At 31.4% G+C, this 22,262-nt stretch carries 14 protein-coding genes; 11 read left to right on the plus strand and 3 right to left on the minus strand.

What is annotated here, in order from left to right:
• The 3 genes from BMY33_RS19950 (at position 1) to BMY33_RS19960 (ending at position 2,409) form a co-directional block, all read left to right on the plus strand.
• Positions 1–834 carry a DUF2911 domain-containing protein gene (locus BMY33_RS19950; protein WP_091411822.1) on the plus strand — a complete coding sequence of 278 codons (834 nt, stop codon included), beginning with the start codon at positions 1–3 and terminating at the stop codon, positions 832–834.
• 89 nt (positions 835–923) lie between these two features.
• The gene (locus BMY33_RS19955) at positions 924–1,391 is read left to right on the plus strand and encodes a CYTH domain-containing protein (RefSeq protein WP_091411824.1); all 468 of its coding nucleotides are present in this window, start codon (positions 924–926) and stop codon (positions 1,389–1,391) included.
• A gap of 112 nt (positions 1,392–1,503) precedes the next feature.
• Entirely contained in the window at positions 1,504–2,409 is a 906-nt protein-coding gene (locus tag BMY33_RS19960; protein ID WP_091411826.1) for a hypothetical protein, read from the plus strand.
• Between the two features lie 60 nt (positions 2,410–2,469).
• Here BMY33_RS19960 and pbpC read toward each other — a convergent pair whose 3' ends face one another.
• On the minus strand, positions 2,470–4,821 hold the full coding sequence (gene pbpC, locus BMY33_RS19965) for a penicillin-binding protein 1C (RefSeq protein ID WP_091411828.1): 2,352 nt from the start codon (positions 4,819–4,821) through the stop codon (positions 2,470–2,472).
• A gap of 378 nt (positions 4,822–5,199) precedes the next feature.
• Between pbpC and BMY33_RS19970 the strand changes: the two genes are divergently transcribed.
• The 5 genes from BMY33_RS19970 to BMY33_RS19990 all read left to right on the plus strand — a co-directional run bounded on the left by BMY33_RS19970 (position 5,200) and on the right by BMY33_RS19990 (position 11,366).
• Positions 5,200–7,395, plus strand: a complete 2,196-nt coding sequence (locus BMY33_RS19970; RefSeq protein WP_091411829.1) for a tetratricopeptide repeat-containing hybrid sensor histidine kinase/response regulator — start codon at positions 5,200–5,202, stop codon at positions 7,393–7,395.
• A 198-nt stretch (positions 7,396–7,593) separates the two neighbouring features.
• Complete coding sequence (locus BMY33_RS19975) at positions 7,594–9,144, plus strand: response regulator (RefSeq protein ID WP_091411831.1); 1,551 nt, start codon at positions 7,594–7,596, stop codon at positions 9,142–9,144.
• Between the two features lie 207 nt (positions 9,145–9,351).
• A complete protein-coding gene (locus BMY33_RS19980; RefSeq protein WP_091411833.1) occupies positions 9,352–9,870 on the plus strand; it encodes a hypothetical protein in 519 nt (172 codons plus the stop codon).
• A 10-nt stretch (positions 9,871–9,880) separates the two neighbouring features.
• Positions 9,881–10,720, plus strand: a complete 840-nt coding sequence (locus tag BMY33_RS19985; RefSeq protein ID WP_091411834.1) for a helix-turn-helix domain-containing protein — start codon at positions 9,881–9,883, stop codon at positions 10,718–10,720.
• Between the two features lie 88 nt (positions 10,721–10,808).
• Positions 10,809–11,366 carry a YbhB/YbcL family Raf kinase inhibitor-like protein gene (locus BMY33_RS19990; RefSeq protein ID WP_091411835.1) on the plus strand — a complete coding sequence of 186 codons (558 nt, stop codon included), beginning with the start codon at positions 10,809–10,811 and terminating at the stop codon, positions 11,364–11,366.
• 87 nt (positions 11,367–11,453) lie between these two features.
• Here BMY33_RS19990 and BMY33_RS19995 read toward each other — a convergent pair whose 3' ends face one another.
• Both BMY33_RS19995 and BMY33_RS20000 read right to left on the minus strand, forming a co-directional pair.
• Positions 11,454–16,979, minus strand: coding sequence for an alpha-2-macroglobulin family protein (locus tag BMY33_RS19995; protein ID WP_091411837.1), 5,526 nt, complete (start codon positions 16,977–16,979; stop codon positions 11,454–11,456).
• A 116-nt stretch (positions 16,980–17,095) separates the two neighbouring features.
• The gene (locus BMY33_RS20000) at positions 17,096–18,079 is read right to left on the minus strand and encodes a TIR domain-containing protein (RefSeq protein ID WP_091411838.1); all 984 of its coding nucleotides are present in this window, start codon (positions 18,077–18,079) and stop codon (positions 17,096–17,098) included.
• A gap of 127 nt (positions 18,080–18,206) precedes the next feature.
• Between BMY33_RS20000 and BMY33_RS20005 the strand changes: the two genes are divergently transcribed.
• The 3 genes from BMY33_RS20005 to BMY33_RS20015 all read left to right on the plus strand — a co-directional run bounded on the left by BMY33_RS20005 (position 18,207) and on the right by BMY33_RS20015 (position 21,710).
• On the plus strand, positions 18,207–19,280 hold the full coding sequence (locus BMY33_RS20005) for a PA0069 family radical SAM protein (protein WP_091411840.1): 1,074 nt from the start codon (positions 18,207–18,209) through the stop codon (positions 19,278–19,280).
• A gap of 52 nt (positions 19,281–19,332) precedes the next feature.
• Positions 19,333–21,090: a helix-turn-helix domain-containing protein gene (locus tag BMY33_RS20010; RefSeq protein ID WP_091411842.1), complete on the plus strand. Its 1,758-nt coding sequence runs from the start codon at positions 19,333–19,335 to the stop codon at positions 21,088–21,090.
• Between the two features lie 239 nt (positions 21,091–21,329).
• The gene (locus BMY33_RS20015) at positions 21,330–21,710 is read left to right on the plus strand and encodes a hypothetical protein (protein WP_091411844.1); all 381 of its coding nucleotides are present in this window, start codon (positions 21,330–21,332) and stop codon (positions 21,708–21,710) included.
• Positions 21,711–22,262 lie beyond the last annotated feature (552 nt).

A 22,262-nucleotide genomic window follows, 5' to 3' on the forward strand; every position in this document is an offset into this window, starting at 1 on the left:
ATGTTTAAAATATTTTTTATCAGTATTATTACTGTAGCAACCGTACATGCACAACTGAAAGTTCCTGCATTGAGTCCATATTCAACAACAACTCAAACCGTAGGCTTGACAGATATCACACTTGAATACTCTAGGCCTAGTAAAAGAAATAGAATAATTTTCGGAGAAAAAGGTATTATTCCATTTGGTGAACTATGGAGAACCGGTGCCAATGCAGCTACCAAAATTTCTTTTTCTAATGATCTTACAATTTTTAATACCACTATTAAAAAAGGTTCCTATGCTATCCTCACTAAACCAGGACAGTCCACTTGGGAAATACATTTCTACCCATACGAATCCGGAACTTGGAACTCTTATGTAAACAAAAAACCTATTGCAAGTTTTAATACTAAAAGTATTCAAAAAAATGACGTTTCAGAATCATTTTTAATTTACATAGACACCATCACCTTAGATAGTGCCAAGCTATTATTTACTTGGGATACAACTAAGATTATATTACCATTAAAGCTTAAAACACACGAAAAAACAATGGCTAATATTAAGAAAATACTTTCTGGTCCATCGAATTTTGATTATTTTCAAGCGGCATTGTATTTACATGAAGCCCAACAAGATCTAGATACAGCATTAGCCTATATCCAAAAAGTTACTAATGTAGAAAACCCTCTATTTTTTCAAGTATATAGAGAGTCACTAATTCTTGCGGATCTTAATAGAAAAACTGAAGCAATTTCAGTCGCAAAAAGATCTTTAGAATTATCAAAAAAAGCAGGAAATAAAGATCTAATTAGATTAAATGAAAAAAACATTAAAAAATGGTCTAGATAAAAATCATTTTTAAACTTCTAGGTGCTAGATTTGAAAACTGTAAACTTTATAGGTTTTCAAATCTACACCCTTAAAAAGATATAATATCTATGATTGAAATCGAACGAAAATTCTTAGTGAAATCTATATCTTTTAAAGATGTAGCTCAAACAAGTACTAAAATCTCACAAGGATATCTAAATTCTGATCCGGAACGTGCAGTAAGAGTTCGTATAAAAAAAGAAAAAGGTTTTTTAACTATCAAAGGGAAAAGTAATGAATCAGGTACTTCTCGTTTTGAATGGGAAAAAGAAATAGATATTAAAGAAGCAGAAGCTCTATTGCAACTATGTGAAAAAGGTGTTATCGAAAAAACTCGATATGAGATCCCAATAGGAAATCACATTTACGAAGTAGATGAATTTTTTGGGGAAAATTTAGGATTGACCATTGCAGAAATTGAACTAAACAATGAACAAGAAGCATTTCTTAAACCTGATTGGCTAGGAAAAGAAGTGACAGGTGATCCTAAATTTTATAATTCGCAATTAAGTAAGCATCCGTTCAAAAATTGGTAAAAAAAACGTCAAAAACTGACTATTTTTCAATTAACAAATTTGTAACATTTTGTATTGTAATTAAAGGTGAATAATCCCCGTCTAAGGAGACTTATTAACCATTTAAAATATTATGTTACACAAATCTAAAAAGTCTCTTTTAGGAGCACTAGTGGTATTATGTCTTTCTACTCCTACCACAGCACAAACAGAAGTAAGTGGATTCTATCCGCAAAAAAATGAACTTACAATAGCTCCTAGTTATTCCTATAAACAATATGATAGGTTTTATCGAGGAAATGAACTTACCGATGGAAATCCAGCAGGATTGGGCGGAATTTCATCATATATTGTCAACTTATATGGTGAATATGGAATCAATAATTGGTTATCTGCTTCTCTTAATATACCTTATATTTTTATTGAAAGTGAAAATGGACAGCCAGATCCTGTTCAGGGCACGTCTAGTGTAGAAGGTATACAGGACTTAAGCTTATTTGTAAAAGGGAAAATATTAGAAAAAAATCTAAAATCTATAGGAACATTGGGATTAGGAGCAGCAATCGGAGCCAGTATTCCTCTTAGTAATTATGAAGCAGAAGGTGTATTATCTTTAGGAAATAGTGCAAACAGTCTTCAGGTAAATGGATTGGTACAATTAACTACCAAAATTAATTTATTCACAGAACTCCAGTATGGATATAGTTTAAAAGATAATAGTAATTTTGACGTACCTAATGCGCAAGTATATGGTATTAAGGTTGGATACTTTAACAACTATTTCTACACACATGTACAATTAGCTGTTCAGGATTCTATGGATGGAATTGATATTGGAACCCCAGAATTTGTAGAAGCTGGTGGTCCAAGAGCACTTCCGCAAACTGAAGTTGATTACACTAATCTAAATGTAAACCTATATATACCTGTTTACAAAAATGAGGTAGGTGTTTCTACTGCATACAATCATAATATAGATGGTCGTAATTTTAATAAAGAAACTTCTTTTTCTTTTGGGTTAGTTTATAAACCGTTATAATCAACTACTGGTCAAAAAAAATCAAAGTCTATATTCTAATCTAAAAATTAGGATATAGACTTATTCTTTAATTTCTATTTTCTTTTTTAATTCATTGCCCTTCTCATCCAAAACGGTTATAATATGTTCTCCAGGGCTTGGTTGTACAGGCATCTCATGAAACTGTTTGGTAACACCTATAAAACGATCGTCAATATACCAAAACACTCTTATCTCTGATTCCGTATGCGCAATTTTCAGAACCACTTCGTTCGTCTTCCCATCAAAACCTTTGGGCAAATAAACGCTACTATTCCCTTTAGGAAAAATAAAAGCCATACTTCCTAATAATTCCGTTCTACAATCAGATCTAAAAGGCGGCAAAGATCTATAATCCGAATGTTTATTTTTAAAATAATATGCTTGTAAAGGTGGTAATACAAACCACGGTTGATGTATTATTCTATCTACCGATTCGCAAGAAGAATTTACTCTGTATTCCTGATTAGGATCTAAATGAATCAATTGATGATAAGGACAAGGCTTTGTTTTAGTTCCATTCAGAGGAATATACGATTCTTTAGTAGGACATTCTTTAGAAGCCAAAAAACCACTTTTAGAACAGACTTTAGCCAGAACTAAATCATCATAAGGTATTGGAAACCAATTAGAGTTAGGCAACAAATTCACTACATCAAACAACAAAGGTGCTGCAGAGTTTAACCCTGTAAGTTCAGGTCTTCCTTCTCCATCTGCATTACCAATCCATACTCCAACTACATAATTCTTACTCGCTCCTATAGCCCAAGCATCCCTATTTCCATAACTAGTTCCTGTTTTCCAAGCGATTTCTCTTGATGAATCATAAAATTCCCAAGCTTCATCTCCTTGTGGACGATTAACCTTTTTCATAGATTCAAAAGTCAACCAAATACTTCCGGCTCCGAATACCGGTTTTTGTTGTACTTTTTTACCAAAATCAACTTTTTCATTTGCGAAAATAATCGGTTCCGTAAACTCATTTGTAAAATATTCACTTGAAGAATTTTCATAATGATTGAGTGTACCAGCAAAACCTGCATACGTTTTGCATAAATCCCAAAGATTTCCTTCTGCCCCACCAACAATTAGTGACAAACCATAATGATCAGCGCTATACTTTAGATCTTTAATTTTAAAGGCATTTAACTCATCCCTGAAACGTTGTAATCCATATTGTTGCAAAAGTCGTACAGCGGGTATATTTAAGGATCTTGCCAAGGCTTTACTAGCAGAAACAGCACCACTAAAAGTTTCATCATAATTCATGGGAGCATATCCCGCGATTACTGTAGGTACATCCGATACTAATTGTTCTGGCAACAATTCTCCTTTATCCATCATTGCTGCATACAACAAAGGTTTTAATGTACTTCCTGTACTTCTTGCCGCTCTAATAACATCTACATCCTTTTGATGTTCCTTATCTGTTGGTGAATTGCCAACATAACTCATTACTTCTCTTGTATTAACATCTAATACCAAAACCGATACATTATGCACTTCATTTTGACGTAATAACGTATAATGTTGTGCTACTAATTGATTCACTCTTTTCTGCAACGAGTTATTTATAGTAGTTTGTACCCTTTGCCCAGTATTATTATGAGCAACTCGATCCAACAAATGAGGAGTTTCCTGTGGAAGGCGATATGGTTTTTGCGGCAAAGATTCACTTATAGACAATTGATAAGTTAGAGAATCAATTGTCTTCTGTTCTAATAATGTTTTAAGTAATCTATTTCTTTTATGTAACAGTCGTATTTGATTTTTTCCCGGATAAATTAATGAAGGGGCATTGGGTAAAACTGCTAAGGTTGCGCTTTCGGACCAGGATAACTGATGAGAAGGCAATCCAAAATACCTCCAAGAAGCCATGTCTATTCCCACTACATTACCTCCAAACGGAGCATTAGAAGCGTATAATTTTAAAATTTCTTTTTTTGCAGCACTCAATTCTAGTCTAGTCGCTAAAATCAATTCTATCAGCTTTTCAAAATATGTTCTTTTTTTTCCTTTTCGAGCCAATCGTATGACTTGTTGAGTAATAGTACTTCCACCTCGAACTATTTTACCAGCCTTTATATTTTCACTCACCGCTTCGATCATCGAAACCGGATTAAAACCAAAGTGTTTATAGAATTGTTGATCCTCAAAGGCTAGAATACAATATTCAAACTTTTTTGGTACACTATCAGTTTCTGGAAATCTCCATTGTCCGTCCTTGGCAATTTTAGCGCCTAACAATTCTCCTGTTCTAGTTTCTAAAACGGTTGCTGTTGGATCATCAAATAAAGGTTTTGGCAAAGAAAAATAATACCAAACCAGCAATATTCCAGCAAGAACAAATTTCTTCGGATGCTTCTTTATATAATTTTGCAGTCTGTTAAACACTTTTCTTTCTGATTAATGTAAATTAATAACAACTCTGAAATTTATGTAAATGTCCTTAGATATCCGATAAAACATTGTTTAAATAAATTACAATAGAAACTTTATTAATAATTGCATTAAAAAATTCCTTAAAAACAAGCGTAAATTTCCCCATTTTATCAAAAACAATCAGTATTGAAGGCTTAGTTTTCTTTTAGATCATAATGAATAAACCCTATATTTTTACTAAATTATATCACTCTTAAAAACAATTAGTTATTGTTGTATTCACAGATTCATCAGAAATACTAGGGCTTAGAATATGAAAATGAAATTATACAATGCAATGAAGTTATCACTGCATAGAGTTTAATCATTTTTAATAAAAGTTGTTTTACGTTGAAAAGAAATACCGTATACATATTCATTTTATTTTTTTCCCTTGCTTCTTTCTCACAAGAAAAAAAATCATTTGAAAAAATTGACACCTTAGAAGTTTTATTGAGAACTTCAGAAAAACTAAGAGTTGCTAATGACATGTATTCCTCATTAGAATATGCTTTTAAAGCAGTTAACTACGCCCAAAATTTAGAAAATTATCACTATCTATCACACGGATATTTATTGATGGGGACCGTTCAGTATGAAATTATTGACTATGAAAATGCTACGAAAAACTTTCTAAAATCTTTAGAATATACGGAAAAAACAAAAGACAAAATTCTTTTACCATATATACTCCATAGCTTAGGAAACATATATTATGATGACAATAATGATTATGAAAATGCTTTAAAATACTACAAAAGAGCTGTAGAACTCGGAAAAGAAAATCCTCATATACAACAATATCAAATACCTCTACATAATCTAATTTGGACATATATGGATCTTGACAGATTCGATGAGGCATCAACATATCTTAGAGAAGCGGATAGTATTGATAGAACAATCCCAGATAGTGTGCAAATAGATAGAAGCTCTCTTTACCTCCTAAGAGCCAGAAATTATGCCCATAATAACAATATTGAAAAAGCTGAGAAGAACTTCGAGAAGTCTTTCGACTATCTAAAAGATGAAACTTACTGGCCAAAAGGAAAAAGTTATTTCTATCAATATAGATCCGAGATGTATGAAAATATAGGTGATTACACAAAAGCAATTAATGATCTAAAAATGTTAAATGAAAATGATCGTAAAGTTTTTGAAAATGCAAGAGCCAAAACAGATAAGACCACCAAAATTAGATTTAAAGTAGATCAATATGAACAAAAACTGGCTATAGCAAAAAGAGAAAAGGCTTTATTATTAGATATAGATAAAAACAACAAAATGATCATTTCGATTTCTTCTATGGCACTTCTATTATTAGCGGGAGTGGTATTTTTTTACTATAGAGGATATCAATCAAAGAAAAAAATATCCGAGATCCTAGAAGTTAAAAATGCCGAACTCTCTGAAGCTAAATCTCAAGCAGAGCAATTAAGTAAAATCAAATCTCAATTCATCTCCACAATTAGCCATGAACTGAGAACTCCTCTATATGGAGTAGTAGGTATTTCTTCTATTTTACTGGAAAATGATGCCAAATCACAGAAAGACAAAAAACTACTTAATTCACTTAAATTCTCCGCTGATTATTTACTTGATTTAGTAAATAAAGTTCTAAAGGTTAGTAAAATTGATTCAGAAGAAAAGGAACTGATTAAAACGCCAACAGATCTATTTTCCTTATCTCAAAATATAATTCAATCTTTTGAATATCAATCACATAAAAAAAATAACGTCTTGATTTTAGATCATAATCACAGCATCCCTAAATTGCTTTATGTAGATGCTTTGCGGATATCTGAAGTTTTAATCAACTTAATCGGAAATGCTATTAAGTTCACCGAAAAAGGAAAAATTTGGCTTCGGATTAAACTATTATCAACAAATACCAAAACTGCTCTGATTAGATTCGAAATAGAAGATACTGGCACCGGTATACCTGAAAGTCAAAAAGAATTTATATTCGAAGAGTTTTCTCAAGTAGGTAGTGTTTATGATAATAAACAAGGAACTGGTTTAGGACTATCCATTGTTAAAAATCTAGTTCAGGTAATGGGAAGTCAAATTCATTTTGAAAGTAAAAAAGATATCGGATCTATATTCTATTTTGATTTAGAATTGGACGTTGCAGAGAGCTTAAATGACCTAAGCAGTGATACAGAAAATAAAGAAAATGCAACTAATATCTCCGCAAAAATTCTTGTCGCAGAGGACAATAAAATCAACCAATTAGTTACTAAAAACCTTCTAAAGAATATTGGTTGTACCTGCACCATGGTAGAAAATGGAATAGATGCAGTACAAACTTTAAGAAAAGAATCTTTTGATTTAATCCTAATGGACATTAATATGCCAGTAATGGATGGTGTACAAGCTACATTAGAAATTAGGGTGTTTGACACTACTACTCCTATTATTGCTTTGACTGCTTCTGAACTTAGTGAAGTTTCGGATGAATGTAAGAAAGCTGGAATGAATGATCTTATCAATAAGCCACTAAACAAAGAAGATTTAAGGAATTGTATTATTAAACATTATAAATAAAGTGTTTTTTAGGCGAAAATTTCCCCTGAAAAACACTTTCTTCCTAAATATTAGCAATAACTTTGTCAAAACTTCTAAATTGATATTTTTACAGTAAAAAAGTTAGGGGTTTAACATAGTTAACTGTTTTAATATAAACCCCTTTATATAAGATAAAAATACCCACACAAATTACTCAATACAAAAACTCAACTCCCCTTGAAAAAAATTACATTATTGTATGCAATTATTGCACTCCCCTGCATATTGTACGCACAATCCAGACAAGAATTTAAAAGCTCTAATGATTTAACCCCTTTAAACAAAGTATCTGATAGCTCACAATTACAACAACAAGAAATAGAATTTCTTGATAACATCCAATCTAGTATTCATGAAGTCGAAGAATATAAACGTCAGCTAAAAGTTAGTCAGCGGGAAAAGGATCTTTTAGTCAGTATTGATAAAAATAACAAAACAATCATATACATAACTATTGTAGGACTTGTATTGGTATTTGGCGTATTATTCTTTTATTTTAGAGAATATCACGCAAAAAAGAAAACGAGCGATATTCTAAAATTAAAAAACATTGAACTATCTGAAGCAAAAAACCAAGCCGAAACACTAAGTAAAATAAAATCTCAATTCATTTCTACTATTAGTCATGAACTAAGAACCCCATTATACGGTGTAGCTGGGATATCATCTATGTTATTAGAAAACAAAGAAAGGTCAGAAAAAGATATTGAATTATTAAATTCTTTGAATTTCTCCGCAGATTACTTACTTAACTTAGTTAATAAGGTCCTAGATGTAAGCAAAATAGATTCAGAAAAAGTAAATTTAATACACTCTAAAATCAACCTACTTTCTCATCTAAAAAGTATTATACAAACTCTAGCATATCAGGCTTCACAAAAGAATAACGAACTTAGATTAGAGTATGATCATAATCTTCCAGAAATTATAAATATTGATGCGGTCAGAGTTTCTGAAGTATTAATTAATTTACTAGGCAATGCCATTAAATTTACGGAGAATGGAACTATTTGGTTAAGGACAAAGCTTATAGATAAAGAAGAAGGAAACGTAACTATAAGGTTTGAGATACAGGATACCGGTATAGGAATCCCAGAAGATCAAATTGCTTATATTTTTGATGAATTTGCGCAATTAGGCAGTTTATATGAAAACAAACACGGAACAGGTTTAGGGTTACATATCGTAAAAAAAATATTAAAACTTATGGATAGTGATATTCATTGTCATAGCGCAAAAGATATTGGTTCTAATTTCTTTTTTACCATTAAGGTAGGTATACAGGAAGCTTCTTTTTCAGAAGATCACAAGGAAAATATTATAGACTCCCCTTATCCGTTTCCAGCAAAAATATTAATCGCAGAAGATAACAAGATCAATCAGATAGTTACTAAAAACCTTTTAAAAAATATTCATTGCGAAAGTATCATTGCAGAAAATGGTCAAGAGGCCTTAGAAATGTTACAAAAAGAAACTTTTGATATCGTTCTTATGGATATCAATATGCCAGTTCTGGACGGTATGCAAGCAACCCTAAAGATTAGAGAATTTGACACATCTACCCCAATTATCGCCTTAACGGCTTCTGAACTTAGTGAAGTAGAAAAAGAGTGTATAAAAGCAGGTATGAATGATTTAGTAAATAAACCATTAAATAAAGACGACCTCAAGGATGTTATCTATCGAAATTTAATCGTCGACAATGCAGAGGTCAATAATTATCCCTAATAAATATTTGTTTGTATAGTAAGTGAATAAAAACAGATCTTCTATGTATCATTTTGTTAGATGTAAAATTTAAATTACCTTAAAATCTAGAATAAATAGCTCTAAAATTATTTGTGTTATTAATAATGGCAGAGAGTAAAACGTCCATAAAAGATTTGGTTCGTAGGAGCTTTTATGAAATTTTGAAACAAATTAAGCAGGCAAAAGATGAGTAATAAAACATTATCAATATTCGCGCTCACACTTCTATTAATAATTATAAGTTGTAAAAAAATTGAAACTCCTACTCCTACCCAAACCTCAGAACAAACTGTTAATATAGAAGAGGAAAAAAAAGCTATTTTAGAAGCTCTCAACAGTGAAACCAAAGCTGCTTTTGAAAGAGATTATGAAGGTTGGAAAGAAAAATGGTTACATGATCCAAATATTACAAAGACCTACATCAACTTTGCTGATAGTACATTTTCAGAATCAGTTGGTTGGGATAAAATAAGCTTATTTGTTAAAACGTTTATTGAGGAACATCCTGAACCTGAACCTATACCAAAGTTATTAAAAGAAATTGATCTACGTCTTTATGGCAAAGGTGCTTGGGTAACGTACGAACTAAAAGACTCTATACGAGGGCTCAAACGTGAAACAAGACTTATGGAAAAAATAAATGGGTCATGGAAAATTGCAGGTATGCAAACTACCATTTATGGATTCGAAACTGATAAAAACTAGTTAAAACTTAATGAATACAATTACGCTACCTGATGAATTAAATTTAACTCCTTCTGTATCCATTGCAGTATTTGATTATGAAAGTAATACAGAAATAGACAAACAACAAGTCCTACTAAACAAAAACACCTTTAGTTTTCTCCAGGAAGGTAGCAAAGAAGTATTTTCCAACAATTCCTCCTATGCAATTGACAACACTCAATTCTTATTGATGAAATCAGGACACTGTTTGATGACGGAGAAACTTTCTAATGATTCAAAATTTTATAGAAGTATTCTATTCTTTTTTTCTGAAGAAGATGTATTAAATTTCATACGAAAATTTGAACTTCAATCTTCAAAAACAAAAAAGTTTTACTCAACTTATTCGTTTCATTATGATGTGTTTATAAAACGATTTGTAAATAGTCTTTTAGATATTTCTAAACTCTCTAAAACCATTCAAACTAAAATATTGAAAACCAAGTTTGAAGAAATAATGCTATATCTTATTGAACAAAAAGGAGTAGATTTTCTGTATTCTTTAATTAATAACAATGACAATCAAACTCAAAAATTTATACAAACCATAGAGAGTAATCGATTAACAAAATTAACATTAAAAGAGCTTTCATTCTTATCTAATATGAGTATATCAACTTTTAAGAGAGAGTTTGAAAAACAATTCCATAGTTCTCCCAGCAAATGGTTTTTAGACAAAAGACTAGAGCATTCGGCATTTTTATTAAAAAACAAATCAAAACGACCTTCCGATATATTTGAAGAAGTAGGCTATGAAAGCCTGTCAAATTTTATTCAAGCGTTTAAAACAAAATTTGGTGTAACTCCAAAACAATACCAATCAAGTTGAACTTTTATCAATACTTTTTGAACTAAACCAAATACCTAGTGTCATCTTCAGATCATAAATTTGTTTTTGAAATTAAAAGACAAATATTATGAAGACATCGAATTTTACTTTAGCAATTATTATAGCTTTCACAAGTTCCATTTTTGGTCAAAATACGTTTACCTTATCAAGCACAAATTTGGGTGGTGAAGCGACTATTAAAGAAGAATTTAATGGTTTTGGTTGTACAGGAAAAAATCAATCTCCACAATTATCATGGAAAAATGCTCCAAAAGAAACTAAAAGTTTTGCGATAACTATGTATGATCCAGATGCTCCTACCGGTAGTGGATGGTGGCATTGGGTAGTGTTTGACATACCTTCAAACATAAACGAATTAGTTTCTAATGCTGGAAATACTGAATCAAAGCTAACACCTGATGGAACCATCCAAAGCATTACTGATTATGGCACGAATGGATATGGAGGGCCATGTCCTCCTGAAGGACATGGTTTACACCAGTACATCATTACTGTATATGCATTAAAAACAGATAGTCTCGGATTAAACGAGAATACTAATCCAGCTGTAGTTGGCTATTATTTATGGAATAATACACTTGCCAAAGCTAGTATAGTGGCGTATTATCAAAGAAATAGAAAGTAAAACTATTCAGGCTGTTTTGCGCAAGCCAAAAAGGCTTGCGCATAAGTTATTTTTTATAGAAATAATCTCTCTAAAACTTCTTTATACCTACTTTATCACTTCTATCCACTTTCCTCTAGTACGCACTAGATAATCATTATCATACATTGCTTCACACTGAATTCCGGGCAAATAATATTTTCCCAAATAAGAAGCGTTTAATAATAAAGTTACAGTTTTACTTTCTCTTGGCTTTAGGTCAAAATAGAAGTTAACACGATCATCACGAATATCAGTATGTGTAACTTTATTGCTTCTAAATGAACCAAAATCCGTAAAACGTGTATTCACAACTTCCCAACCAGAAGGAAAAATCTCGGTAAGCGCAATATCCTTTACTTTACTCCCGGAGGTATTTGTTATAGTTACTTCTGCTACAAAATCAGTTCCTTGTTGTAATTGAGTTACATTAATAATCTTTCCATCTCGATTCTTATAATCTACAATTGCCTTAAAATTACTTTGTATTATTTTTTCTTGACCTACTGGTAAGATTCCACTAGTTGCTAACTGTACAAAAATGGTATTGTCTTTATTATTCTTAAGTAGTAGCTTATTATTTTTGATAATAGACAACTCTCCAGATGATAGTAATGTCTTATCCGTGTTTGCATTATTAGACTGTCCATTAAGCGTGTAATTTATATCAATTCCTTTTCCTCCAACATAAGTGGCATACTTAGCCATTGCCATCAAAGCATACGCTGTGGTTTGTGTACTCATCCATTGCTTTGAAGACAATTCTTTAGCCAATTCTTCTGCTACCTTCTGCGCTTTTACTTTTTGATCTAACAACACTAATGTTTCTAGAGCCATTGCTCTATTCCTATTTGTAGATCCATAGGTGTAATAATTATTTTTCCTTGGTTGAAAATCGATATTAGCACTATTTAATAATTTATCTGCTGCGCTCTTTTGACCAATAAGTCCATAGGCAGCAGCTAATCTTAATTTTGCATCATCAGATAAATTAGATGTTTCTCTTAATCTATTCATTGAAGACAAATCAGGACTTCCTGCTAATGCTAAGCTGTACAATCGATACGCTTGCGCTAAATCACTACCTCCACTTCTCCATCTTTTAGCCTGCTGTTGCTGATAATTAATCCAATTACTTTTAAAACCAATAGGTAATACATATCCTTTTTTATTAGCTTCTAATAAAAAATGTCCTGCGTATGTTGTCCCCCAATCATTAGAATTACTATATCCGGGCCAATAAGACATTCCTCCATTGGACTGCATAAAGCTTTTTAACCTGTAAATAGCAGCCTCCATATGACGCTGTATTTTCTTCTTTTTATCAGAAGGTAATGTAAAGACATCACTTAAATATAATTGTGGAAACGCACCAGAAGTTGTTTGCTCTATACATCCATGCGGATATCGTATTAAATACTTTAATCTTCCTTCAAAATTCATAGGCGGCAAAGAAGACAGTTCAATCGTTGTACTATTGCTCCCATCTACTCCAAAAGATGCAAAATCTACTTCTTGTTGACTATTAGGTTCTAACACTATAGAAGTAATCTCAGTGGTCATAGGATTAGGATTGATAATATCAATTGGAATACTGTAAGAAGCTTTTTCTCCATTACCACTAGCAACAACTTCAATATCAGTAATAGAAGCACCCTCGATCACCTCAATATCAAAATAAACCATTTTTTCATCTGGTTGAGCAAACGTAATTTGTTTTGTAGGCTCTCCTGTTACTGTAAATCCTTTATTTGGCTTTAATGTTACATTCACATTCTTTACCTTTTTTTCCATAGCAAAAACGGTTACCGGAATCGTAACCTTTTCACCAGGAGTTATTTTTCTAGGAATAGAAGTCAAGACCATCAATGGTTTTCTTACTGGAGTCGTTTTCTCTACACTTCCGTAAGCAGCATTATCAGCATCAGAAGCAACAATCATAGTTCTAACAGAACCTATATACTTTGGAATTTTAATTTTATGAGACTTTGTTTCCCCATTTTTTAATTCAAAAGGTCCTTTATACACTACCATTGGTTTAAATCGGTTGGCTTTTTTAGCCTTTCCTCCTCCAGCTTCTGCATCCCCACCAATACTAAAAATTTGATTGATACTTCCCCCATACGCTCCGATAACATCATCATACACATCCCAGGTTTTTACACCCAATGCTTCTCTAGCATAAAATGTATTCCATGGATTTGGAGTTTTATATCTTGTAAGATCTAATAAACCTTCATCTACAATTGCTATAGAATAGGTCATTGCTTTCCCATTAGTCTCACTAATTTTTACATCAATAGTTTCTTCTGGACGCAACACATCTGGCATCTTTACTATAGGTTCTATTCTGGTTGCTGGGTTTTCTACAGAAATCGGAATAACTCCATACAATCGAATTGGCAAATCATTAGCCGTAGCATTATGTGCTTGCAATAATGTTATATGTATATATACATTTGGAGTATATATATCCTCAATAGGTAATTCGAATTTAGTTTCTCCTTTTTGTGGTATTACCCAAAGAGAAGATAACACTTCTGTCCCATTTTCTACAGTTACCAAAGCTCTTCCTCCATCACTAGAAGGAAATGTTACTGTCGCTGTTTCTCCAACATTATACGTTTTTTTATCAGCAGAAAACATAAGCATTGTAGCTGCTGATGGATCATTTTTATTTGATCTACCTGCCCAACCAGGCCAATCAACATAAATTGCTTTTCCGGTAGCATGTCCTCCATTAGGGTCTACAACTCTTACTAGATATCTACCCCATTCTGGATGTTTAATTTCAAAATTAAAATTGGCTTGTCCTTTGCTATTTGTAGAAACCTTAGTTTTAAATATTTCGCTTTGGTACGATCCACGATTGTAAGAAGAAAGGTTATCTTCCGAAGTGTCCCACCACCATCTCCAGTTTACTTTGTATACATAAACTTCTAGATCTTTTACTGATTTTGGTTTCCCTTCTTTATCAACCGAAACTACTTCAAAATTATGCTGTGTATCTGTAAGCAACATCCCACGTGCCTTGTCTCCTTTTGGAACGTTCAATCCAATATAAGTGTCATATGGTGAAAAGTCTTTGGAAATAACATCTGTACTAAAATCACCTCCATTTTCATACACTTTGGTAATAAAAGATGCTCTTAACATTCCGGCAGCTTTATTTTCTAATTTAGGCTTCATAGAAAAACTAGCTTTTCCTTCTCCAGAAACCTTCCCATTAAATACTTCTTGTTCCTCCGTACTAAACCTTCTTGAAGGATCATCAAAAATATATCCAGGAAATGTCTTAAAACTGGTTCTTTTACTATTAAATCGAACATTAATATCTGTCTGTAAATTCTTAGCTACTGCCCCATGCAACCATAACACTTCTAAATCCCCGTTGATACTTTTATTTGCTCCTAATACCTCATCATCAAAACTTGTTTTTATCTTAAGGCGATTTGGTTTTATCGTTTCAATTTTTAGAGCTTTGGAAAAACTTGCTCCCCCAACATTTACTTGAGCTTGCCAGTTTCCGGTAGGTGCTTCATCAGAAGTAGTTACTCTGAACTTATAGAAATTACCTTTTCCTTCTGTTTTAGTTTCTTGGTATATTACTTTTCCATAAGGGTCTTTCAATTTAAATTTTACTGGATGTCCTTTAGGTAATTTATTGGCATTATCATTAAGCATAAAAGAAAGAAATAATGTATCTCCGGGACGCCATACTCCACGTTCTCCATAAATATATCCTTTGATACCTTTTTGTAATCTCACTCCAGAAACATCAAATTTACTAACCGACAATGCGTTTCCGTCATTTAACTTCACATATGTCTGTTGTTTTCCAGATTTAGCAATAGCAAAAAACACAGGTTTGTCTGCATCAAAGCCAGACATCCCTTGAGCATCTGTGGTAGCAACTCCAATTTCTTGTTGTTGATAATTATAGAAAGTAACTTTTGTATTAGGAACTGGATTGGTAGTAATGATGTCATTAACTGTTACCATATAAGAATTATTCAACCCCTTTTTTATAACTACTCCTAAATTAGACGCTAATACATTAGCAGCGACTTTCTTATTTCTATAAAAAGAATTACTACACGGATTATCTCTTTCATTCCAATCATAATCATAATAATCCTCATAATAATATTGTGAACTATCCCAAAAACTAGATTCTTCTTCAGTATCATAATTATCTGATAATTCATTAATTGGAGTGTCATCTGCACTAGCCCCGTCACATTTGTAAAGAGAATATGCTTTTCTATACTTTAATTCTATTCTATAAATTGCACCGGGATCAGGTGAAATCAATTCTTTCAAATCAATTGCAAAAGCATTCCATTTACTTAAATTTAAAGATGTATTCTCTTGTAAATTGATTAATTTTTTAGCAATTGGTCTTGCAACACTTCTTAGGTTACTGGATCCCTCCAAATTATTATTCTGTAGAAACTGAAGTACATTGTTTTCGAATACTTTTACTACTTGTACCTCTACTGCCCTTAAGTTAATTGCTTCAAAATTAAATTTAAGGTTTTCTGAAGTTGGTAAAATAACTCCACTTTGTAATAATCTAACCTCTGGTTTTGGTTGTTGAAATGAAATATTCTCAGAATAGGTGTTCTTAAGTTTATAGTTATCAATGCTTTTAATTCCTTCAAAGATTGTTACACCAAGGGTTCCTTTTAATTCTTGTTTTGGATACACTTTCAGGTTCTGACCTATCACAGTGTACTTTAGTCCTTTTGCTCCTTCAATGGCAACTAAACCATCAAAATTCTGATTCTTTTCCAATGGATCAGAAAAATTAATCTCTACATATTGTCCCTCAAAGTTGGAAACAGAAACACTTATTACAGAAAAATTATTCTTTCCAGGAATGTTCAATGTATTTTCTCCCTCTGTGTCAATATCAAATGACTTTCCAGACCATTTTATAGCTACCTCCGAATCCTCATCGAATCGCTGTATACTGTCAATTCTAAAACTAAATTGACGACTTTTATCCAACGACTCTCCAAAAGTAACAGGAACACTTTTGCCTTTTTGAGTAGCTGTAACTAATTGTTTTGCCTTTTCAAAACTTAATTGATCACTCGCAGTAATCGTTCCATTTACATATTGCCAATCTTTACTATATGATTGAAGATTTTCTGTAAGTACAGAGAACTGCTGTTTTAATGTTTTTACACTAAATACAAACTCTTCATCTAAATCTTCATTTAGATCCTTAACCAAGTTTTCTAAATTCAGTGTAAACGTATACTCAGTGTCTTCTTTAAAACCTTCTTCCGGTTTAAAAGCTATTGTTTGATTATTAACAGCAAAAACCTTTCCTTTTACTTTTGGTGAAACAGAAAGTATTTTATCAGAAAGCTCTTGATTATCATCCCAACCTTCGACTGGTGTTTGTAATACCACATATACATTGTCTAGTACTGAAATTACGCCAGTAGACAGATCTGAAATGTAATCCTGATACTTATTAAGTTCTGAGGCATTTGCTTCCGCTATTGATTTAGCATCTTTCTTTTTACAAGAAAATATAATAGCTGTAAATAAGAATAAACCCAGAATCCGTGATAATCGCATGTTGAATGATTTTAGTTGACCTTATAAAAGTAAGACATTTTTACAAGCGATGATCCCCTGAAAATGGTGATTTTTCCATTTTTATCATAAAACAACAATTTAGGCCTACAATATCCTTACATACTTCTACCTCTATAAAAATCGATTAATGCAATTCTTGCTTGATAAAACCTAAAAGTTAAATGTACTATATTACCTTTATTATCTTCTAGGACAATTGATTTGTTTAATTCAAAATCATAGGGCTGATCTTTCCCCCCTTCGATTGCAATATTATCGGCATACACTGATAAATTCTTATCCGACTTCAATACTGGTTCTATTTTACCAGAAATTCCAGGAATTTGTCCAGATTTATTGATAATAACTGAACCTGAATTATTAGTTTTTTCGATGGTTACTTCGATATCTTCCTTAGGATTCATGCTCTTAAAAACCACTGCCGGATATTCTGAATGTGCAATAAGAACAGTATACAACTTTCTTGTTCTAATAACGAAATGAGCCAAACCGTTTTCATCGGTATACCCTTCTAGATATGTTGAATTATTCGCTACCAAAACTACTTTGGCATGTTTAACAAGTTGTGATTTTTCATCAACTACCTTAATCGTAAAAATAAACGGTTTTGGACTAATCATTGTAGAGAGTTTCGACCATCGGTTTTTAAAAAAAGTTTGATCCTTTTTTAATTTATTCTCAATTAGAACGGCTAATTCTTCGGGAGTTCTATTTTCCAGATTAATATAACCGATTGTTTTAAGAATTCCAGGAATTTCTGTATCATCAAATCTGGCAGGTAATATATATTCCCTACTTTCCTGAAAAGCTCTTGCTTGCATCGAAACTCTCTCGTGATTTGTCCATAATTTTTTATTATAAAAACTAGATACAAAAAGTACTGTATACCTAGCCTTATTTTGATAAATCTCTGATAAGTATTCATATAAATTCTTACCCCACAAATTAGCCTCTTCAAACAAATCGTAAAATACTTTAACTCCTTTGGTTTTTAAGCTATTTGCTACCCTCTCTACATACGCCCTATTCTCTCCTGCAAAAGATAAAGCCACATCATATTCATAACTTCTATTCTTCATCACTGACTATTTTTTTTAACCTAAAACTGACTACTACAAAATTAACTTCTTTATTTGGAAATATTCCATTTTTTGTTGGAAATATTCCAACAAAAGTTTTACTTTTAAACCGTAAAAATCAAAGCTTTTGGAACCAAAAAAAATTATATCAGGTAGAGGTGCACAGGAAAGAGTACATAATCGTTTCTCTTCAAATCACCATGAATTAAGAGATGATTTCCTCAACTATCTACAAAAAGAAGATGAACCAATTCAAAACTATAAAACTACTTTCATTGAAACCTTTCCTAAAACCATTATTAATAAGGTAAGTAGTCCAGATGTAGGTATGTTGTATTCTCTTAATCCATATCAAGGTTGTGAACACGGTTGCCTATATTGTTATGCCAGAAACTCGCATGAATACTGGGGGTATGGTGCTGGTATAGATTTTGAAAGTAAAATTTTAATTAAAAGAAATGCTCCAGAATTATTAGAAAAAAAACTCAAAAGCAAGCATTGGAAAGCTTATCCTATTGCTCTTTCGGGAAATACAGATTGTTATCAACCTGCAGAAAAAAAACTTAAAATTACACGAGAACTTCTCAAAGTATTTTTAAAATATAAACATCCTGTTGGCATTATTACAAAGAATGCTTTAATTCTAAGGGATGTAGATCTTCTCTCAAAACTAGCCGAAGATAATCTTGTATCCATTTTTCTTTCCATCACCTCGCTACAAGAACAAACCAGAAGAATATTAGAGCCTAGAACCGCAAGTATAAAAAAACGATTAGAAACCTTAGAAAAATTAAATCAATTAGGCATTCCTACAAATGTTATGATGGCTCCAATCATCCCTTCTGTCAATAGTCATGAAATTCTTGATCTTTCTAAAGAAGTATCCAATAGGGGAGCTAAAAGCATAGGTTATACTATTGTACGTCTAAATGGAGCTATTGGTCAAATTTTCGTTAAATGGCTAGAACATACTCTACCTGATAGAAAAGATAAAATTCTAAATCAAATTATGGAATGTCACAATGGTAACCTAAACGATAGTGAATTTGGCAGAAGAATGAAAGGAAGTGGTAAAATAGCGGATCAAATTCATCAAATGTTTCGTATAGCCAGACAAAAATACTTTGGTAAAAAAAACAATATATTTTTGAATTGTGATTTGCATGACTCGCATAAAGATGGGCAATTGAAGCTATTTTGACGCTATTTTGGTTACTTTTGGTGCTTCACCCTAAGGTTATTAGTCATTCTTTATGAGATTGCATCGTCTATTCATCCTATTCATTCTTTTATCATGGAATACTGTAATTTCTCAAGTCGAGAACATTATTATTACAAAAAATGAAGAAGATATTCGTCTTCAATTAGAAGCACTTGATGAAAGTAAAATTGATGAAATCCTTTCATTAAGTAATATTTTATATAAAATAGCTTTTGATAATGAGGATCCTAAAGGAATGATTGATGCTCTAGAACATTTAAGTATTGCAAATCTCAATTCTGGAAACAATAATTTAGCTATCGAGTATCTTGACAATGCTTCTTCTATTGCCGCACAAAACAAAATGTTTAGGGAACAAGTTCAAATTATCAATCTAAAAGGAAACCATTACTTTGATATTGAGGAATATGACAAATCGAGTTCCGCATATTCTGAAGCGCTTTCTATGGCAGAAGAGATTAACAATCCTTCTTTCATGTCCGTAATTAAAACTAATATTGCCTTTATTAAACTAAGAACAGGTAATTACAAAGCTGCTCTTAATGAGTTAAAAGACAGCGAAAAAGAACTTTTAACTAATCCATACGAAAGAAGTGAAGAGCGAGTTAATATAGGAATTATGCTATTTAACGCTAGAATTTCTGAAGCATATATACAATTGAATAAATTAGACTCTGCACTATATGCTAATAACAAAGGATTATCCTACACCAAAAAAATAAAGATTGACAACGTACATATAGATTTGTTAATGCATAGAGGTATTATCTACAAAAACAAGAAGGACCATACTAATGCTCTTAAGTTCTTAAATCAAGCAAAAGATTTATGCTATAAAGCAAATGATATTATTTTTCTAGGAAAAATTCTTAATCTACAAGCAGAATGTAAAATAGATCTAAAAGAATATAAGGGAAGTATTGATGTATTATTAGAATCTGAAGAGATTCTAACTCAAAAATATAGTAACTCCGATGAGATAAGTAGATGTTATAAGCTGCTTGGACAAGCTTATAAAATGGATGGAGATTTAAAAAAATCAAATTCCTATTACGAAAAACACATTTTAAGTCTTAGTAAACTCAATAGTAAGAAATCATTGGCATCCAGGAAAGTTCAGGACATAGCTATGAATGATTTTCAAAATGAAATAGACAATCTCGAAAACCAAAAAAAGAAACAAAAAAATAAACTTACCTATTCTCAAATTGGATTAGTTATCGTAGTTCTTGGATTAATCTTAGTTATATTATTTTTTCAGAAAACTAAGAAAAAAAATAAAGAGAAATTTGAAGCATTACTTGTCGAAATCGAAAAGAAAGAAAACGCGAATACTTCTGAAATAACCGTTAATGATCTTGCTATAAATGATCCTATTATAGACACTAAGGATAAAACCTTAGAATCTCGATCTACTGAATTGGATATAAGTGATGATTTATATGAGCAAATACTTACTGGGCTAAAAAAAATAGAATCTCAGGAATATTATCTTAAAACAGACTGTAATCTGTATAATGTCGCCAAGAAAATTAATACGAATACTTCTTATCTATCAAAAGTTATTAATTCGCACTTTAATAAGAATTTTAACACATATATAAACGATCTAAGAATAAATTATGCAATTGTAAGATTAAAAAACGATTCTAAATTTAGATCTTATTCTATTAAATCAATTGCTAAAGATGTGGGATATAAAAGCGCAGATTCTTTCTCCAAGTATTTTAAAATTCATACAGGATTACTTCCTTCTTTTTATGTGAAGCAACTAAATTCTAAAAATTAATCCGCTTCCTTTTATCCAAAAAAAATAAACAAAGCACCCTAAATTCATAAAAATAGGGCCTATCACGATTTCTTGGGTCTAAACCTCTTTTTTTAACTTAAATAACTAAAAAACAATTATTTAAGACAAAAAACAATACCCGTTTTTCTTTAAATTGGGTCTACTCCTCTTGTTATTACTGTTTTTTTAAAGGTACTTTGATCAAGCAATCAATTAAATAGTGGTTGCATCAAAATCAAATGAAAAAGCAACTTGTTTTATTTTCTATAGGAATTTTAGCTGGGATTTTAGTTTATGCTATGTATGTCGGAAATAAAGTAGAAGATAAATCAAATGCTATTCTAAAGGTATTACAATCCAATTGTGAATGTGATCAGGTAAAACAATTCTTATATGTAAAAGGCTTAGCAAGTTCGGAAAAAGGAATTTCTACAGAAACTGCAGAGTATGAACTAAAAAATTGTAAATATTCTGACTTAACCACAGAGGCAAATAGAATCAACGAATTATTAATTAAAAAAGTTGATGGATATCAAGAAATTGACAGGTTTACTCTAGAATTTGTCAATCGAAATTCATCAAAACAAGTAACAATAAGTAACGGAAACATAAATCACTAATCATGATAGCACTTACAAAACTATTAATCGACTTTATCTTAAACTATTTCCTTTTTATAGTTGAATTTGTAATCAGCATTTTCGCATAATCAAAAAACGAACAATCAAAATTCTATCAAAAAACGAACATTGGGATACAATAAGAGGGTAGACAAATTCATCAATGTCTGCCTTTTACATTTTATAAAAGTTCTTACCTCCTTACCATATGATATACGCATTCTTTACTTCACATGGAGAGAAAACTTACCCCTTAATATAGGGGCTACGATATCGTAAAAAATAAGATTGAGATTAGCTAACATTGAATTAAGAATAAATTAACTCAATTAAATTCTAATCTCATAAAAAATACATAATTTTGGTTAACCAATTTAAATTTTTATAAACTCAATATTACACCTAAAAAAACACTCCCAAAATGAAAGATTTCTACTCCTCTATTATTATCAATTATAAGACTACTTGCCTTTTGATGTTTTAAAAAACACTAGTTATTATTAAACAAATACAAATAACCTTTTAGAAAAACATCTTCAAAACCTTATACAG

This window comes from Aquimarina amphilecti, from assembly GCF_900109375.1.
Taxonomy (GTDB): Bacteria; Bacteroidota; Bacteroidia; order Flavobacteriales; family Flavobacteriaceae; genus Aquimarina; species Aquimarina amphilecti.

Coding starts and splice junctions, on each gene's coding strand:
- BMY33_RS20015 (WP_091411844.1), top strand. CDS start 21,330: ATGAAAAAGCAACTTGTTTTATTTTCTATAGGAATTTTAGCTGGGATT.
- BMY33_RS19960 (WP_091411826.1), top strand. CDS start 1,504: ATGTTACACAAATCTAAAAAGTCTCTTTTAGGAGCACTAGTGGTATTA.
- BMY33_RS19990 (WP_091411835.1), top strand. CDS start 10,809: ATGAAGACATCGAATTTTACTTTAGCAATTATTATAGCTTTCACAAGT.
- BMY33_RS20010 (WP_091411842.1), top strand. CDS start 19,333: ATGAGATTGCATCGTCTATTCATCCTATTCATTCTTTTATCATGGAAT.
- BMY33_RS19995 (WP_091411837.1), bottom strand. CDS start 16,979: ATGCGATTATCACGGATTCTGGGTTTATTCTTATTTACAGCTATTATA.
- BMY33_RS19980 (WP_091411833.1), top strand. CDS start 9,352: ATGAGTAATAAAACATTATCAATATTCGCGCTCACACTTCTATTAATA.
- BMY33_RS19955 (WP_091411824.1), top strand. CDS start 924: ATGATTGAAATCGAACGAAAATTCTTAGTGAAATCTATATCTTTTAAA.
- BMY33_RS20000 (WP_091411838.1), bottom strand. CDS start 18,079: ATGAAGAATAGAAGTTATGAATATGATGTGGCTTTATCTTTTGCAGGA.
- BMY33_RS19985 (WP_091411834.1), top strand. CDS start 9,881: ATGAATACAATTACGCTACCTGATGAATTAAATTTAACTCCTTCTGTA.
- BMY33_RS19950 (WP_091411822.1), top strand. CDS start 1: ATGTTTAAAATATTTTTTATCAGTATTATTACTGTAGCAACCGTACAT.